The organism is Rhizobium sp. AAP116, assembly GCF_001295785.1.
Lineage (GTDB): Bacteria > Pseudomonadota > Alphaproteobacteria > Rhizobiales > Rhizobiaceae > Allorhizobium.
In genome coordinates, this window is record NZ_LJIB01000004.1 from 396,637 (window position 1) to 412,789 (window position 16,153).

The 16,153-nt window shown below is 61.4% G+C and carries 14 protein-coding genes; 9 read left to right on the plus strand and 5 right to left on the minus strand.

Annotated features, from left to right (window positions below; translation table 11 throughout):
• Positions 1-39: 39 nt before the first annotated feature.
• The 3 genes from choV to IP85_RS04615 form a co-directional block, all read right to left on the minus strand.
• Complete coding sequence (choV, locus tag IP85_RS04605; protein ID WP_054148471.1) at positions 40-1,083, minus strand: choline ABC transporter ATP-binding protein; 1,044 nt, start codon at positions 1,081-1,083, stop codon at positions 40-42.
• On the minus strand, positions 1,080-1,949 hold the full coding sequence (choW, locus tag IP85_RS04610; protein ID WP_054148472.1) for a choline ABC transporter permease subunit: 870 nt from the start codon (positions 1,947-1,949) through the stop codon (positions 1,080-1,082). Before choW ends, choV begins: the two co-directional genes overlap by 4 nt.
• A gap of 94 nt (positions 1,950-2,043) precedes the next feature.
• Positions 2,044-3,000: a choline ABC transporter substrate-binding protein gene (locus tag IP85_RS04615; protein WP_054148473.1), complete on the minus strand. Its 957-nt coding sequence runs from the start codon at positions 2,998-3,000 to the stop codon at positions 2,044-2,046.
• A gap of 257 nt (positions 3,001-3,257) precedes the next feature.
• Here IP85_RS04615 and IP85_RS04620 point away from each other — a divergent pair, with 257 nt between their 5' ends.
• From IP85_RS04620 to IP85_RS04655, 8 genes are all read left to right on the plus strand, one after another.
• Positions 3,258-3,644, plus strand: coding sequence for a cytochrome c family protein (locus IP85_RS04620; protein ID WP_054148474.1), 387 nt, complete (start codon positions 3,258-3,260; stop codon positions 3,642-3,644).
• A 204-nt stretch (positions 3,645-3,848) separates the two neighbouring features.
• Positions 3,849-4,937, plus strand: a complete 1,089-nt coding sequence (locus IP85_RS04625; RefSeq protein ID WP_054148475.1) for a hypothetical protein — start codon at positions 3,849-3,851, stop codon at positions 4,935-4,937.
• A 79-nt stretch (positions 4,938-5,016) separates the two neighbouring features.
• Positions 5,017-6,168 carry a hypothetical protein gene (locus tag IP85_RS04630; protein ID WP_054148538.1) on the plus strand — a complete coding sequence of 384 codons (1,152 nt, stop codon included), beginning with the start codon at positions 5,017-5,019 and terminating at the stop codon, positions 6,166-6,168.
• 2 nt (positions 6,169-6,170) lie between these two features.
• Positions 6,171-8,084 (plus strand): AAA family ATPase, encoded by a 1,914-nt coding sequence (locus IP85_RS04635; RefSeq protein ID WP_054148476.1) that lies wholly within the window; start codon positions 6,171-6,173, stop codon positions 8,082-8,084.
• Positions 8,085-8,135: 51 nt separating this feature from the next.
• Positions 8,136-8,396: a type II toxin-antitoxin system RelE/ParE family toxin gene (locus tag IP85_RS04640; protein ID WP_082347579.1), complete on the plus strand. Its 261-nt coding sequence runs from the start codon at positions 8,136-8,138 to the stop codon at positions 8,394-8,396.
• On the plus strand, positions 8,396-8,806 hold the full coding sequence (locus tag IP85_RS04645) for a helix-turn-helix transcriptional regulator (RefSeq protein ID WP_054148478.1): 411 nt from the start codon (positions 8,396-8,398) through the stop codon (positions 8,804-8,806). The genes IP85_RS04640 and IP85_RS04645 overlap by 1 nt, the downstream gene beginning before the upstream one ends.
• Positions 8,803-10,098, plus strand: a complete 1,296-nt coding sequence (locus IP85_RS04650) for a DUF6638 family protein (protein ID WP_054148479.1) — start codon at positions 8,803-8,805, stop codon at positions 10,096-10,098. Before IP85_RS04645 ends, IP85_RS04650 begins: the two co-directional genes overlap by 4 nt.
• On the plus strand, positions 10,091-11,200 hold the full coding sequence (locus tag IP85_RS04655) for a DUF2333 family protein (RefSeq protein ID WP_054148480.1): 1,110 nt from the start codon (positions 10,091-10,093) through the stop codon (positions 11,198-11,200). The genes IP85_RS04650 and IP85_RS04655 overlap by 8 nt, the downstream gene beginning before the upstream one ends.
• Before the next feature lie 85 nt (positions 11,201-11,285).
• On the opposite strand, the gene IP85_RS04660 is transcribed toward IP85_RS04655, so the two are convergent.
• Positions 11,286-11,978 (minus strand): LuxR family transcriptional regulator, encoded by a 693-nt coding sequence (locus IP85_RS04660; protein ID WP_054148539.1) that lies wholly within the window; start codon positions 11,976-11,978, stop codon positions 11,286-11,288.
• A gap of 179 nt (positions 11,979-12,157) precedes the next feature.
• Positions 12,158-12,622, minus strand: a complete 465-nt coding sequence (locus tag IP85_RS04665) for an Lrp/AsnC ligand binding domain-containing protein (RefSeq protein WP_054148481.1) — start codon at positions 12,620-12,622, stop codon at positions 12,158-12,160.
• Positions 12,623-12,729: 107 nt separating this feature from the next.
• Between IP85_RS04665 and putA the strand changes: the two genes are divergently transcribed.
• Positions 12,730-15,849, plus strand: coding sequence for a bifunctional proline dehydrogenase/L-glutamate gamma-semialdehyde dehydrogenase PutA (putA, locus tag IP85_RS04670; protein ID WP_054148540.1), 3,120 nt, complete (start codon positions 12,730-12,732; stop codon positions 15,847-15,849).
• The last annotated feature ends 304 nt before the right edge of the window (positions 15,850-16,153 follow it).

Genomic DNA, 16,153 nt, shown 5'->3' on the forward strand with positions numbered 1-16,153 from the left:
CTCCCGCATGCGCCTGTCATCGATGCGGGGCAGGGCACGTCACGCCTTGCGGCGATGTTTGGTCAACCCGCTCACCACATCCTGAGCGTCGATCGTGCCGATGACGACGCCGTTGTCAACGACCCCGATCGTGCCAGGTTGACGCGACAGCGCATCCAGGATGTCGACGAGCGGTGTTGCCGGCGCCGTGGTGCCGGTAACCTGGCGCTGTTCGCCGGTCACGCCGGAGCGCATCACGTCCGAGGCGACCAGCATGTTGATCGGGTTCATGTTCTGCACGAAATCAGCGACATACTGGTTGGTCGGGTTCTGGACGATTTCCTGCGGCGTGCCACACTGGATGATGTGGCCGCCTTCCATGATGGCGATGCGGTTGCCGATGCGGAAGGCCTCGTCGAGGTCGTGACTGACGAAGAGGATGGTCTTCTTCAGACGCGCCTGGAATTCGAGAAGCTCGTCCTGGAGACGGGTGCGGATCAATGGGTCGAGCGCCGAGAAGGGCTCGTCCATGAGAAGGATCGGGGCACCTGTCGCGAAGGCGCGGGCAAGGCCGACGCGCTGCTGCATGCCGCCGGAGAGTTCGTTGACCTTACGGTCGGCCCAGGTCGAGAGGTTGACGAGCTCGAGCTGCGTCGCGACGCGCTCCTTGCGCTCCGCTTCGGCTACGCCGGCCAGTTCCAGACCGAAGCCGACATTCTCTGCCACTGTGCGCCAGGGTAGGAGGCCGAATTGCTGGAAGACCATGGAGACGGTGTGCATGCGCAGATCGCGCAGCACCTGAGCAGAGGCCTTATAGGGATCGACATAACCGTTTTCCGTGCGCACGCTGACATTTCCGCGTACCACTGGGGCGAGTGCATTGACGGCGCGCAGCAGTGTCGACTTGCCCGAGCCGGAAAGGCCCATGAGCACGAGGATCTCGCCTTCCTTGACGGTGAGCGAGGCGCCGGCCACGCCGAGCACGAGGCCAGTCTCAGCGCCGATTTCGTCGCGGCTCTTGCCCTGATCGAGCATTTCGAGCGCACGCTGGGGATTATCGCCAAAGACGATGTCGACATTGTCGAAGATTACGGCGTCGGTCATGTCTCTTCTCCGGGAATGCGGAACATCCGGTCGAGGATGATGGCGAGGATCACGATGCAGAGACCGGCCTCGAAGCCACGCGCGATGTTGACGGTGTTGAGAGCCCGAACGACCGGCACGCCGAGGCCGCTTGCGCCGACGAGCGCGGCGATGACCACCATCGACAGCGACAGCATGATCGTCTGGGTCAGTCCCGCCATGATCTGCGGCATGGCGAAGGGCAGTTCGACCTTGCGGAGCACCTGGGTCGGGGTCGCGCCGAAGGCCACGGCCGCTTCCACCAGAGAGGGCGGGGTGGAGATGATGCCGAGGCGTGTCAGGCGGATCGGGGCGGCGATCGCGAAGATCACGGTCGCGATCAGGCCGGGCACCATGCCGAGGCCGAACAGGATCAGCGCCGGGATGAGATAGACAAAGGTGGGGATCGTCTGCATCAGGTCGAGAATGGGGCGGACCACTGCATAGAGCCAGGGGCGTCTGGCGCAGGCGATGCCGATCGGTACGCCGATGACCATGCACACGCCGGTTGCCGCCAGTACGAGTGCCAGTGTCTCCATGGTCTCCTTCCAGTAGCCCTGATTGAAGATGAGGAGCAGGCCGAAAAAGGTGAAGGCTGTGACTCCGAGCGAGCGGCGCATGAACCAGGCGAGCAGCGAAAACAGCGCGATCATGAACAGCGGATAGAAGGCTTCCAGCGCTGTTCCCTTGAGAAAGGGTGCCTGAAGCACGAAGAGCATCGCGTTGATCGACGCGCTGAGGATCGTTGCGATAAAATCAAATACAAAATCGACGTTATCGGTCAGCCAGTCGACGAAGCTCTTCGACCAGGGCCCGATGGGCAGTTTGTTGTCTGTCAGAAAATCCATGTTCGTCCCCGATTGGCCACAGGTTCAATGCCTGGGAGGCCGCGCCGCCGGATCCCCCTTCCGGTCGCGCGGTTCCACGATCGATGGACAGGGCTTAGAGGCCCAGTGCCGTCTTCACGGCCGCGAGGCCGTCGCCGCCATCCTTGGTGGTGACGCCGGCGAGCCAGGGCTCGACAGCCGCCGGATTGGCCTTCAGCCAATCGGACGCAGCGGCTTCTGCATCCTGGCCGTCATTCAGGATCTTGCCCATGATCTCGTTCTCCATCTGGAGCGAGAACTTGAGGTTGGTGACGAACTTGCCGACATTCGGGCATTCGGCCGTGTAGCCGGCGCGGGTGTTGGTGAAGATGGTCGCGCCGCCGAAGTCCGGCCCGAAGACGTCATCGCCGCCGGACAGATAGGTCAGCTTGAAGTTGGCGTTCATCGGGTGCGGTTCCCAGCCGAGGAAGACGACCGGCTGGCCATCCTTTTCGGCGCGGGCGACCTGGGCCAGCATGCCCTGTTCGGAGGATTCGACGACTTCGAAGTCACCGAGTTCGAACTTGTTGGCGTCGATCATGTCGAGGATCAGGCGGTTGCCGTCATTGCCCGGCTCGATGCCGTAGATCTTGCCTTCCAGCGCGTCGGCATGCTTGGCGATGTCGGCAAAATCCTTGATGCCGAGTTCGGCGCCCTTGGCATTGGTCGCGAGCGTGTATTTCGCGCCTTCGAGGTTCGGGCCGAAGACCTCGACCGACTTGTCTTCACGGTAGGGCGCAATATCGGCTTCCATCGTCGGCATCCAGTTGCCGAGGAAGACGTCGATATCCTTGTTCTTCAGCGAGGAATAGGTGACCGGCACGGAGAGGACCGTTGTCGTCGGCTCATAGCCGAGCGCCTGCAGCAGAACGGAGGCGGTGGCTGTGGTGGCGGTGATGTCGGTCCAGCCGACATCCGAGAAGCGGACGGTCGAGCAGCTTTCGGCTTCCTGGGCGGAGACCGGCATGGCGCTGATGGCGATCAGCGATACAGCGGCCGCAAGGGTGCGGCGACAAATGAGAAGTGACGTCATTGAAAGGCTCCCGGTTTTCTTATTGATGTTCCCAAGTCAACATTCAATACCGGAGAATTGCAAGGATGCCCGCGCGTTTGCGTCGCACCACCGTCCCTGTTTGCGACCTCTAGCCCCTACAGGGGAGGGAACTCGGGCGGCGGAAAAAAGTTCGAGTGCTTGATGGGCGTCAAAGCAAGTGCTTGCCTGTTGTGCGATGAGGTGATGCCATGGCGGCGGCGCGCACTTGCGCCAATTGGATGCATACAGGAGTTTCGATGAAGACGTCTTCAATGATCATGCTGCTCGCGCTTGCGGCCTCTCCGTTTCCGGCTCTCGCCGATGGCGATCCGGTTGCCGGTGCCAAGGCGTTCAAGGCCTGCCAGGCCTGTCATGTCGCGACCGAGGCCAAGAACAAGGTCGGCCCGCATTTGCAGGGTATCGTCGGCCGCCCGGTCGCTTCGATCGCCGACTACAAGTATTCGCCCGCAATGACCGCATTCGGTGCGGGCAAGGTCTGGGACGAGGCTCTGCTTTCCGAATATCTGAAGGCGCCAAAGGCCGTCGTGAAAGGCACCAAGATGGCCTATGCCGGGGTCAAGAAGGACGATGACCTCGCCAACATCCTCGCCTATCTCAAGGATCCTGCCGCCGGCGGTCAGTAAGATCCTCGCAACTCCTTGATGCGACGGCCGTTTCGCGGCTGTCGCATTTCTCTGATAGCGCCTCTTGTGTGGGCGTTCGGACCCTCCATATCGGGGGAGGGCGACTGGTGCTGTGCGCTGCGATACTTTCCCGCGTCGGGAAACGCGCTATGGTGGCAAGAGACGAGACCGGCGAGCCGCCGGCATGAGGGACAGGGAGACAACATGGCGACTTTGCAAGGCTTCGACACTGAGATCGAAAAGACGCGTAAGATCGTCTCGGAGATGCGTGGAAAGATCGACCAGTCGAGCGTGGTGCTGGATACGCTGGCCAAAAGCGATTCGAAGCTGGTTGGCCAAGATTTCGACATCGAGAACGCCCGGATCTCGGATGTCCTCAACCAGCAGAAGGTTATGGAGGCGAATATCGCCGACCTGATCATCGGGCTGGAGGACGCGACCAATGTCTTCGGCGCCGAGTTCGAGAGCATGAAGAGCTTTTCCGGCATGGAAAAGTTCATCGGCATCTTCTCCAAGCAGAGAGCGCAGCGCATGCGCACCGAGCGCGTCCGCAACATGTCGCTTGCCGGCAACCTGCAGGAACTGCTCGCCAAGTCCGACAGCATCGTCGGCATCCTGAAGGAACAGAAGACGGTTCTCGAAGAGCGCTACAAGACCTCGGAGGCGAGCCTCGTGCAGGTGATCGAGCGGCGCAAGCAGACGATCGCCAATCTCGAAGAGACGCAGACGAAGATCGAAACGCTCAATCCGGCGCTGCTCGACATCGAAAACAAGATTGCCGCTTCCACAGACACCTCGGAGCGCACCGAACTCGAAGCCCAGCGCTCGAAGCTTGCGACAGATTACAATCAGGCGCAGGCCCGCGAGCAGGAGCTGCTTGCCGAAAGCCAGACACTCGAACGCTATACCTCGATGTTCCAGACCTTCGTCGACAGTCTGAACAACCAGATTGCGGCGCAGAATACGCTGATCAACAAGCTGAGCATCGATACCGAGCAGCGCATCGTGCTCTACAAGGCGCTCGAGGATTCGCTGAAGACCGCCGCCCAGCAGGAGGTCGCACACCGGATCAACACCTTGGGCTCGCAGGTCGATACGGCGGCCGAAGAAACGATGGCCGGCATCGGTGCAGCCGCCCAGCGGCATATAGGCGATCTCCTGGAGCTGCACGAGAAGAACATGCTCTCGACGCAGGACATCCAGCGCCGCAAGAAGCTTGCGGACGAGGCCTTCGCCCGGCGTTTCCAGGCGGTTCTCGACAAGCACAATGCGGCCGACTACGTGAAGCCTTGAGCATGTCGTTGATGTGGACGCGGCCATCTGGCCGCGTGCCGCCTTCGCGGTGCGCGGTCCTGTCGATGGGGGGAGGGGCATGAACGCCGTCGATCGCAACAGTGCCGTCACGCACTATTTCACCACTATGGCCTCCGCATTTGCGGGGCTCGAGCAGTTCTTCGGCCAGTCCGATCGCCGCTTCGGCGAGAAAGGGCCGCCGACGCTTCACCTGCTGCCCTATCTTGATCGCCTCCGTAACTCCTTCACTTCCTGGCAGAACCGAATCGGCTTTACCGGCCAATTCAAGATCGCCCAGGCCGAGAGCGGCTTTCCGATCTTCCAGAACGTGCTGGAGCTGGAAAACGATCGCGCGGGCGCCGCCACACGGCTTTCGACCATTCCCGCCGTATCCAAGCTGCGCGAGGAAATGGTCGATTTCATCCTGCGGCAGAAGGAGTTTCCGGCGGCATTGCAGCAGCAGATTGCCGAGCGGCTCTATCTGGAGCAGGTGAGTGCCGGCGAGATCTTCTCGCCCTTCGTCCTGCCGACCACCGTTGCCGTCAGCGTCAATCCGCAGTCGCGCCGGCCCTCCTATCTTGTCAGCTGGGCCGCCTTCGACGGGGTCAGCACCCTGCCGATGATCTATCTGGCGACGGTCGAGGATTCCTCCGAGAATGTCGCAAAGATCCTTGTGACGGCCGAGGGTAAGCTCAATGAAGAGGTCGAGATCCCGCTTCCGGTGGGCGGATTGCTCAATCCCGAGCTCGCCCGCACATTCGACGATTTCTGTGCCAGGAATTCCGCCTATTCCCTGACGCCCGCGACCATCGCCACCAACATGGACCGCGATTTCCCGACACTGCATCCGAAGTCGGTCCGCCGCATTGTGCTCGGCCCGCTCTATTCGACGGGGCTCACTCAGAATTCCGGCCGCGTCACCGAGATCCTCGATCGAGTGCGCAAGCCCGAAAACGCCTGGGTGATGACCTGGACGGTGCAGGAGGTGTTCTCCAAGCGCGAACAGCCCGCGGTGAAGGGCTTCTTCTCCTCGACACCGGCTTCGCAAGAATTCCACATCGAAACGCATGATCTCGAAGCCGCGCGCATGGGTGTCTCGACCTATGAGAAGCATGCGCTCGTGCCGCATGACGCCTATCAGGCGCTCTATGCCGCCGGCGAGATCAAACCGATCTTCGGCAATTTCAAGGTTCACGTGATTTCCGGCAATCAGGTCGTGAGCGAGGTCTGAGCATGAGTGAACTGACGGCAGGCCTTACGACGCTGCGGGAAGAAGATGTCGCCAAGCATCTGGCCGTCGCTCAGGGGCTGGTGACACGCATCGTGGTGCTCGATCAGGGCGAAGGTGTTTCGGGTGCCCCGATTGCTGGTACAGGGCGGCGTTTCGTCTCGACTGTTTCAACGGGCTCCGTGCGACGCACCCGCGAAATCGAACTTTCCAAGACCATTCAGGCGACCGGCGCTGCCGATCCGCTGTTGACGCCTGCCCAGCATACCGTGCTCTACCGCGTCAGGCGCGGCGCGCAGGTGGCGCTTGCGATATCGGATGTCTTTGCCCGGCAGAGCGAGCTGGAGCCTTTGCAGGCGCGGAACATCAGCGCGCCGTTGCAAAGCGAGGAAGCCGTCCGCTTCAAGGCGTTGCTCTCGTCCCAGGCCTATGTCGCGGCCTTTGCCTTTGCCGCTTATCTGAAATCCACCGTCGCGGGCGAAGGCGAGCAGCTCGACGGCATCCGCGCGCCGGATTTCCTCTTCGATACTGCTCAGGATGCGCTGAAAAGCATGGTCGCCGGCATTGACGCAGCCGTGCAGGGGGCGGGCGACGATGCGACGTTGATCGGTCGGGTGCGCGGCGTCGCCGATCTCGCGCTCGACGGGCTTCTGACCCGCAAGGCACGCTTCGAACATCTCGGCGTCTTCGAAAACGCCCATATCCGCGTCGATCAGGACGATTTTACTCTTGACGGTTTCGATGCCGCGCCGGGCGCAAAGTCGAAGCCGCTGTCGATGAGCTTCAAGAAGCCGGAAGAGATCATCGGCAACCACATCGCCAAGTATCAGGCGCTGAAGCTTGCAAAGATGCTGATGGCCTATGATTTCGACCGGCAGATGAACCCTTTCGTCGATCTCGGCGGTTTTCTCTTTACCTTCATCGGCGACGGCATGCCGGGCACCGGCAAGACGATCCTGATCCAGATGCTGGCGGGGCTCTTGAACGACTACTGCAAGATGGCGGGCTATGCCTTCCATTACGAGAATTTCGGCGTCGACCAGATCTCGTCCTATCAGGGCAAGTCCGGCCAGAATGCCAAGAGCTTCGTCAACAACGTGCTCAACCCGCGCGTCATCGGCTTCGGCACGATTGATGATGTTGACCAGGTGACGGCCAAGCGCTCCGACGACCGGGCTTCGGCCGGGCAGCACGAGGTGACGGCCGTTCTGATGGAGAGCTTCGCCGGCGCCTCGACCGTCGTGCGAGGCAACGCCACCTTCGGCATGTTCTCCAACTACCCGGAGAATGTCGATGATGCGCTTCGCCAGCGCGCTGGGGCTCGCTGGCTGGTCGATGGGCCGCAGACGCGCGAGGACTATATCGACATCTTCTCGCTGCTCGTCGGCAAGAACCATCAGATCCCGCTGGGGGAGCATCAGCTGTTCGCGGGGCAGCAGATCCAGCAGGCGGTCAGCCGCTCCTATGGCGAGCATGACCGCCCGAAGGAAGACGGCCTTGTTGCTGTCTGGGAACGCTACGAGAAGACCGAGGGTAAAATCGAGACGCTCGCCGATGTCGGCGGCTATCTGCATGCGATCAAGCTCGTCGAACCGCGCTTTACCGGCCGGGCGATCAAGAACATCACCGATGCGATCAAGATGCGGGCGATGGACGTCGAACTGCCCGACGCCTGGTTCGAAAAGCCTGACGCCTTCGTCCACAAGAGCTTCGACGAGAAGAAGGCGATGATCTCCGAACTGCGCGGCCCGGTGACGATGGAGATGATCCTGCAGGAGATCAACCGCTACGCCGACTCGGAATTCCGCTACGCCGACAAGTCGGATGATGCTGCGGTCAAGGAGATCATCCGCCGCGAGCGCCAGCGGGAACGGGCGATCGGCGAGATAGAGAAGATGAAGGGCGAGGGGACGTGGTGAAATTCGCTATTTGCGAATTTGGTTGTCGGGACCGGAGTAGAGGGGTAGAATGTGCGGGACGTTGTTTACAGCAAGGATGCCATACGGACCTTGAACCGGATGCCGGCAAACGAGGCGCGACGTATCCGGTCTAAGGTTCTTCAGTATGCCGCCGACCCGGCTTCACTCGCCAACAATGTCAAAAAGTTACGTGACAGCCGTTACCATCGCCTGCGGATCGGGGACTGGCGCGTGATCTTCCGTGAAGACGGAACCGTCGTCGACGTGGTGCGTGTGGCAGCACGCGGTGAAGCCTATGAGGGAGAGCTCTGATGACGATCGCATCATCGTTTACGACGCCAAATGGCGAAGAGATGATCGTACTCAGCCGCAAAGACTACGAAGCACTGATCGAGCGCATCGAGGATCTGGAAGACAGTCTGGCTGTTGTTGGTTTCGAGAGGAAGCTAGCTGCGGGCGAGGAAGAGCTGATCCCTGCCGAGTACGTCAACCGGATGGGTGAAGGTGAAAGCCCGATCCGCGTCTGGCGCGATTTTCGCGGTATGGCGGCCAAGGACCTTGCTGCCGCTGCCGGAATCAGCACCGCTTATCTGTCCGAGATCGAAACAGGCAAGAAGGACGGCAGTGTCGCAACACTCAAAGCGATCGCCGATGTCTTGAAGCTCGACCTCGATGACCTCTACTGGCGGCACGAGGACAGGAAGGTCACAGATACCGCATGAACCGCCTCCTCGAAGCCGAACTCATCTATGGCCGCCTGCTTGCGATCCGCGAGCCGCATCTGGTCGCGCGCTACAACAAGGCACTTGCCGCCTTCGACCTGCCCGAGACCACGCTCGCCGAATTCGACATCGACATCACCGGTTTCTCGCCACAGGTGGCGGCAGAACTGGGCGATCCCGATTATCTGGATCCGTTGAAGGTCAACCGGCGCTTCATCATCCTGACCCCGGAGCAGGACAGTCTGCCGGTGGTGCATACGAGTTTTTCCAATACCGCCGGCCTTATGCATGAATTCTTCGCGGCGAACGCCCGCGCCATCCACGCGATTACGCTCAAGGACACACTCTATGGCGAGATCGAGGACAGCGTCTCCGAGGTGAAGACGCTCGATGACCTGCTGTCGATCAACGAGGTCAAGTTCAAGGTGCTTTCGGCCGAGGACCTGCTGGGCAAAGCCGGGCAGCTCCGGCAACTCTGCGACGCGCTGGTAACGAGCCCGGATGGCTGGCGCGACGACGCGATGCTGGAGCGCATGGTGTCGCTGGCGAAAGAGACCGGCGATATCCGGCAGAACACGCTGGTGCCGGATAAACTCGTCTTCCGCCATGATGCCTTCTGGGCCGATCATTTCGGCGGTGTCTTCGTCTTTGTCGACGAGAAGATCACCACCGTGATCTGCGATCCCGAAGCCCCCGGTTTCCGGCGGTCGCGGCCCTGGCAGGTGAGCTACATCTCGATCGATGACACCGCTCAGGTCGCCGACTTCCTGGCGCGCACCGGCCGGCTCGAACTGCCCCGGGCCAGTTGGGTGGAAAGCTCGGGCCTCTTTGCCCATCGTCTGGAGATGGCGCTTCTGACGGTCGCCGCCACGCTCGATCCGGTGCCGGATCTCACACGCATCGATGCGGTCTGGATGCAGACCTTCCTGCATCGAAACGCCAAGGCGATCAGCGATCGCGGCATCTATCCGCTCTTGCAAGAAGCGTTGCGGACGCTCGCGCGCACCGGAAACCTCAGAATGGCGGATATCGATCCTAAGCTGCGGCTGTGGCTCGTGCGTGCCGAGCCTGATCATCCCGATCAGTGGCTGACAAACCGGCTGATCGCGCATCTGACGGCAGACGATTTCGTCTCGCGCTTCGTCTTCGACAAGCAGGGCTTCTACCGCGCTTACGAGCGCTATCCGGAAGCCTATCGCGATTATGTTGTATCCCGCCTGTCCGACACTTATCTGAAGGACAAGGCCGCCTTCCGCAAACGCCTTTATGGACTAGGAGATGACCATGCTTGATCCCATCATCGCGTTTTTCCAGCGCGTCTTTGCCGCCCTAGGGCGCGGCATCGGCATGGTGGTCGCTTGGCTGCTCTGGCCGTTCCTGGCAGCCCATGGCTGGTATCGCGACCGCAGCTGGATCATCAAGGGACCGATCCTTGCCGTCCTCGTGCTGCTGGTGATCGTCTATGGACAGTTCATCTATCGCACCCAGGTGTGGCACGCCTTCGACCCGGCCTTCGTCCAAGCCTACAAGTTTGAGGAGCGCACGGTTCCGGCCGGCTCGCCGCTGCCGGGGGAGGCCAATCGTTGCCAGGACTCGGCCGTGGTGATGATGAGTGCCGCGCTAACCGACCAGAATGTCAATCAGAACAGCTGGGTCTCCTCGACGCTTCTCTACAAGCTCGGCCTGTTCGGGCTTGACTGGGATACGACGCCGTTCATGGACAACAAGGCTTCGTTCCAGCGCGGCGTGAACCAGGTGGTGCGCCGGACCGCCATTCAGCTCGCCGACAATCTGGGCCGCGTGCGCGGCACCTCCGGCATCAACAACGATTTGCAGGATGCGCGCGGCAATATCCAGTTCGACGAGGGAACCTGGTATTTCGGCACCGATCCCTTCGGCTTCAAGACGCCGACCCCGAGCTACTACAGGGCTGCTGTCGAGAGCTGGAACCGCTTTAACACCTCGCTTGCCAATTGCGAATCCGTCTTCGATACCCGCTCCGACAACCTGCTGCAGCTGCTCGACGGCATGGCCAGCGACCTCGGCAATACCTCCGACATTCTTCGCCGCCGTTCGGAAGAGTTCAACGCCGGCTGGTTCGATACCCGTGCCGACGACCGCTTCTGGTTCGCCTATGGTCAGCTCTATGCCCAGTATGCAATCCTGCGGGCGACCCGCGCCGATTTCGGCGACGTTATCCGTGAGCGCAATCTGACTGCCATCTGGACCGAGCTCGAGCTTCAGCTGCAAGCCTCGCTGCGCATCCGGCCGGCAATCATCTCGAATGGCAGCGAAGACGGCTGGATCATGCCGACGCATCTCGCGACCATGGGCTTCTATATCCTGCGCGTCCGCTCCAACATGGTCGAGATTCGCGCCATCCTTGATCGTTGAGACGGCGGGGCCTTCTCTCCATGCCGCATGCAAAAAGGGCCCGGTCGCGAGACCGGGCCCTTTTGTTTTCAGTCGCTTGGTGCAATCAGTTGATGATCTTCATACGTATCGCCTTGGCGACCAATTGCGTGCGGTTGACGCAATCGAGCTTGCGGATCGCATTGGTCATGTAGGCGTTCACGGTATGGTCGGAGAGCGAGAGGATCTGGCCGATTTCGAGCGAGGTCTTGCCCTGCGATGTCCAGCGAACGACCTCGAGTTCGCGTGCCGACAAGACGTTCGAATTGCCTGTGGTGCGGCGCAGACGGTCGAAGACATCGAAGGCCTGGATGCTCAACATCGACAGCTCGTTGATTTCGGGCATCGCAAGCGGACTGCGGTCGCCGTCATAGCGGACGACGAAGCGGCTGCCATCGACGGAATTCATCGAAAAGAGAATGCCGGTGATCAGCCGGTATTTCAGCATCAGCGCGGAGAATTCCGGCGGGCAATCAAATGTCGCCGCCTTCCCATCCGGTCCGATCGTCCAGTCATTGTGCATGATCGACCGGCTGATATGCGTGACCGTCGGGCAATGTTTCAGGAATTCGAGACGATCGAATTCCCGGCAATAATCGGCGGGAAGCGTCGTCTCCCGCACGAGCGGGCCGAACAGCTTGTCCTGAGCCGTGGGCGCTGCTGCCAAGCTTACATAGTCGAGGCCGTATTCACGCGCTGCCCGGGACCAACTGTCCATCAGCTCGGCGCGGCTCTGACAGCTCCCGATGTGCTCGCTCAAGAGTGCCTGTCTTTCTGGAAACATTTTATCAATTTCGAAAGTTGACATCAATTCGGAAGTTTAAGACCAATATATCAGTCCAAACGAAAAGCTAGCAGTTTTTCGGGGTCTGTCACGATTAATATGACTAATGTCTGACTGCTGCCGATCAAAATGGCAACTGCCTGTTATGCTGATATTTAAACGGGCAGAGCCGATCCTGCCTTGACCTCTTCCATCACTGCATAGGTGTGGGTTTCGCGCACCCCGGGAAGCGGCAAAATGACCTCGGAGAGGAATTGCCGGTAAGCCTCCATGCCGGCGACCCGTGCCTTGACAAGATAGTCGAAGCCACCTGCCACCATATGGCATTCCATCACGTCGTCCGATCGCTTCACGGCCGCCGCGAAGGTGTCGAAGACATCGGCGGTGGTGCGGTCGAGCTTCACCTCGATGAAGACCAACAGGTTGCGCCCAAGCTTCTGCGGTGAGAGCATCGCCATGTAACCGGTGATATAGCCTTCCCGGGTCAGGCGGCGGACCCGCTCCGCGGTCGCGGTGGGCGACAGATTCACCCGTTCGGCAAGCTCGATATTGCTCAGGCGACCCTCGGCTTGAAGCGCGCGCAGGATCTTTCGGTCGAGGCGATCCAGTTCTTTGCTCATTCTCTACCAAACTCCATTTTCCTAGTGAATATGCCAGAGAAGTGACCAAAGAATAGTGGGAAATTCGGCAAATGCGAAGATATGTTGCCGATACCACGGAGGTGACAATGATCAAGCCAGCCACGACCGATTTCCCGCGCTTCGAAGCCCCCTATGCCGGCGACGACGACCAGCTCATCCGCCATTTTGCTTCGCGCCTGTCGCTCTCCGAGAGCCAGAACGGCGCCATCGACCGGCGCGCCACGACCTATATCGATGCCATCAGAAACAATTCCGGCTCGGTCGGCGGCGTCGAGGACTTTTTGCGCGAATACGGTTTGTCGACCCGTGAAGGTCTGGCGCTCATGGTGCTTGCCGAAGCGCTCTTGCGCGTGCCCGACGCGCTCACCCAGGACCGTCTGATCGAGGACAAGCTGAAAGAAGGCGGCTGGAGCGAACACGAGGCACACGGCGACAGCTGGTTCGTCTCGGCCTCTGCCTGGGCGCTCGGCCTCTCCGCCCGCGTCATCCGTCCGGGCGAGACGCCTGAAGGCGTCATGCGCGGTCTCGTCAAGCGCCTTGGCCTCCCGACCGTACGCTCGGCCACCAAGCAGGCCATGCGCTTCCTTGGCCATCACTTCGTGCTCGGCGAAACGATCAAGGACGCGCTGTCGCGTGCGGCCAAGAGCGAGGAGCGCGGTTATCGCCACTCCTTCGACATGCTGGGCGAAGGCGCGCGGACGGCTGAAGACGCCAAGCGCTACTTCCAGTCTTATGCCATGGCGATCGAGGCGATCGGCGCGCATATGGCGAAACACGGCAAGAGCCAGCTTCTGCCGAACCGCATGGGCATTTCGGTCAAACTGTCTGCGCTGCATCCGCGTTATCTCGCCACCCATCGCGACCGGGTGATGCGTGAACTGGTGCCGGATCTCTTGAAGCTCGCGCAGATGGCGAAAGCCCATCAGCTGAATTTCACCGTCGATGCCGAAGAGGCCGACCGTCTCGAACTCTCTCTCGACGTGGTCGCCGCCGTCTTTGCCGATCCGTCGCTGTCAGGCTGGGACGGTTTCGGTCTCGCCATCCAGGCCTATCAGAAGCGCGCGCCGCAGGTGATCGATTACATCGACGGCCTCTGCCAGCAGTATGGTCGCCGGATGATGGTGCGTCTGGTCAAGGGCGCCTATTGGGATACGGAAGTGAAGCGCGCCCAGGAGCGCGGCCTCGACGACTACCCTGTCTGGACCCGCAAGCAGGCGACGGATCTCTCCTATTTGCATTGTGCGGCCAAGCTGATGGAAAAGCGCGCCCGCATCTTCCCGCAGTTTGCCACCCACAATGCGCTTACCGTCTCGACGATCATCGAGCTTGCCGGTGCCGACCGCTCCGGCTTCGAATTCCAGCGCCTGCATGGCATGGGCGAGGCACTCTACGACACGCTGCTCTCGGGCAATGATCGCATTGCCTGCCGCATCTACGCGCCTGTCGGCGGCTACCGCGACCTGCTCGCCTATCTCGTCCGCCGCCTGCTTGAAAACGGTGCGAATTCGTCCTTCGTCGCCGTTGCCGGTGACAAGAACATTCCGGTTTCGGCACTTCTGGAGCGGCCCACGGAAAAGCTGGGTCTCGGCAATGGCCAGAGCGCCCGCCACAGCCAGATCCCCATGCCGCTCGGTCTCTACGGTGACCGCAAGAACAGCGCCGGCTTCGAATTCGGCCATCGCGACAATCTGGAACGGCTAATGGCCCGCATCGGTCAGCCGCTCTCCGAGATCGCGGCCCGTCCGCTGGTTCCAGGGGCAACCGGCGCGACCAGTGACGAGGCCGTGCTGTCGCCGGCCGATCGCGCCCACAAGGTCGGTACCGTGCGCAATGCCACGCCCGCCGATGTCGACCGCGCCTTCGCTGCCGGACGTCAGGGCTTTGCCCTGTGGTCACGGACCCCGGTGGAAGAGCGCGCGGCAACGCTGGACAAGTTGGCCGACCTGCTCGAAGCCGATCGTGATCGTCTGCTTGCGCTTCTGGCGCTCGAAGCCGGCAAGACGCTGGACGATGGTGTTGCCGAAATCCGCGAGGCGGTCGATTTCTGCCGCTACTATGCAGCCCAAGCCCGCAAGCAGTTCGGTGAAGCCGAGGTCATGCCGGGCCCGACCGGCGAGCTCAATCGTTTGTCCTGGCGCGGCCGTGGCGTCTTCGCCTGCATTTCGCCGTGGAACTTCCCGCTGGCCATCTTCCTTGGCCAGGTTTCGGCCGCCCTGGTCGCCGGCAATGCCGTCATCGCCAAGCCCGCGCCGCAGACGCCGCTGATCGCTTTTGAGGCGGTCAAGCTTTTCCACAAGGCGGGCGTGCCTGAAGATGTGCTGATGCTGCTGCCCGGTGCAGGCGACGTTGGTGCCGCGATCGTGGCCCATCCAAAGCTCGCCGGCATCGCCTTTACCGGCTCGACGGGAACCGCCCAGGCGATCAACCGGACGCTTGCCGCCAAGGACGGCCCGATCGTGCCGCTGATTGCCGAAACCGGTGGTCTGAACGCGATGATCGTCGATGCGACCGCGCTTGCCGAACAGGTGGCCGACGATGTCGTGCTCTCGGCCTTCCGCTCGGCCGGCCAGCGCTGCTCGGCGCTGCGCATCCTCTACCTGCAGGAGGATATCGCCGACGGTATGCTGGAGATGATCGAGGGTGCCGCCCGCGAGCTTAATCTCGGCAATCCGCTGGAGATCACCACGGATATCGGCCCTGTTATCGACGAGAAGCAGAAGGCGATGCTGGAGAGCCATATCGCCGAGATGAAGCGTAGCCAGAAGGTGCGTTACGCCGGGAAGGTGCCCGCGACCGGCAACTTCTTCGCGCCACATATTGTCGAGCTGGATCGGCCAGAGGCGCTGACCAGGGAAATCTTCGGCCCCGTGCTTCACGTCGTGCGCTGGAAGGCCAAGGCCCTCGACCAGGTCATCGCCTCGATCGATGCCACCGGCTACGGGTTGACGCTTGGTGTGCACAGCCGCATCGAGGCGACGATCCGCAAGGTCACCGAAGCGCTCGACACCGGCAACATCTATGTCAACCGCAACATGATCGGCGCTGTTGTCGGCACCCAGCCCTTCGGCGGCTCCGGCATGTCCGGCACCGGCTTCAAGGCGGGTGGACCGGCTTACTTGAGCCGCTTTGCGGTCGAGCAGGTTATCTCGGTGAATACGGCGGCTGCCGGCGGGAACGCGAGCCTGATCGCGATTGGCGAGGGGTGAGGTTTGCGACGGCTGTCGCAATCGCTGCGGTCTGAGGACACCCCCCGCTCTGTCACTGCGTGACATCTCCCACACACTGGGGGGAGAGTGGGTGCCCGCCGCCGGCTCGGTGTAACGTCACAGCTCGATTTCGGAAAGCTGCGAGGTCAGCCGCATTCCGAAATCGCCCCGTGTATGGGAGATGCCCGGCAGGGCAGAGGGGCCTTGCCGCTAAGCGGGAGCGCGAGGTCTCATGTCGCATTCAGCCCCATACTCTTCGCTGTGAAAAAAGTCCTCTGCCCTGCTTGCCAGCCGGGCTGCGCCG

Coding starts and splice junctions, on each gene's coding strand:
- choV (WP_054148471.1), bottom strand. CDS start 1,083: ATGACCGACGCCGTAATCTTCGACAATGTCGACATCGTCTTTGGCGAT.
- choW (WP_054148472.1), bottom strand. CDS start 1,949: ATGGATTTTCTGACAGACAACAAACTGCCCATCGGGCCCTGGTCGAAG.
- IP85_RS04615 (WP_054148473.1), bottom strand. CDS start 3,000: ATGACGTCACTTCTCATTTGTCGCCGCACCCTTGCGGCCGCTGTATCG.
- IP85_RS04620 (WP_054148474.1), top strand. CDS start 3,258: ATGAAGACGTCTTCAATGATCATGCTGCTCGCGCTTGCGGCCTCTCCG.
- IP85_RS04625 (WP_054148475.1), top strand. CDS start 3,849: ATGGCGACTTTGCAAGGCTTCGACACTGAGATCGAAAAGACGCGTAAG.
- IP85_RS04630 (WP_054148538.1), top strand. CDS start 5,017: ATGAACGCCGTCGATCGCAACAGTGCCGTCACGCACTATTTCACCACT.
- IP85_RS04635 (WP_054148476.1), top strand. CDS start 6,171: ATGAGTGAACTGACGGCAGGCCTTACGACGCTGCGGGAAGAAGATGTC.
- IP85_RS04645 (WP_054148478.1), top strand. CDS start 8,396: ATGACGATCGCATCATCGTTTACGACGCCAAATGGCGAAGAGATGATC.
- IP85_RS04650 (WP_054148479.1), top strand. CDS start 8,803: ATGAACCGCCTCCTCGAAGCCGAACTCATCTATGGCCGCCTGCTTGCG.
- IP85_RS04655 (WP_054148480.1), top strand. CDS start 10,091: ATGCTTGATCCCATCATCGCGTTTTTCCAGCGCGTCTTTGCCGCCCTA.
- IP85_RS04665 (WP_054148481.1), bottom strand. CDS start 12,622: ATGAGCAAAGAACTGGATCGCCTCGACCGAAAGATCCTGCGCGCGCTT.
- putA (WP_054148540.1), top strand. CDS start 12,730: ATGATCAAGCCAGCCACGACCGATTTCCCGCGCTTCGAAGCCCCCTAT.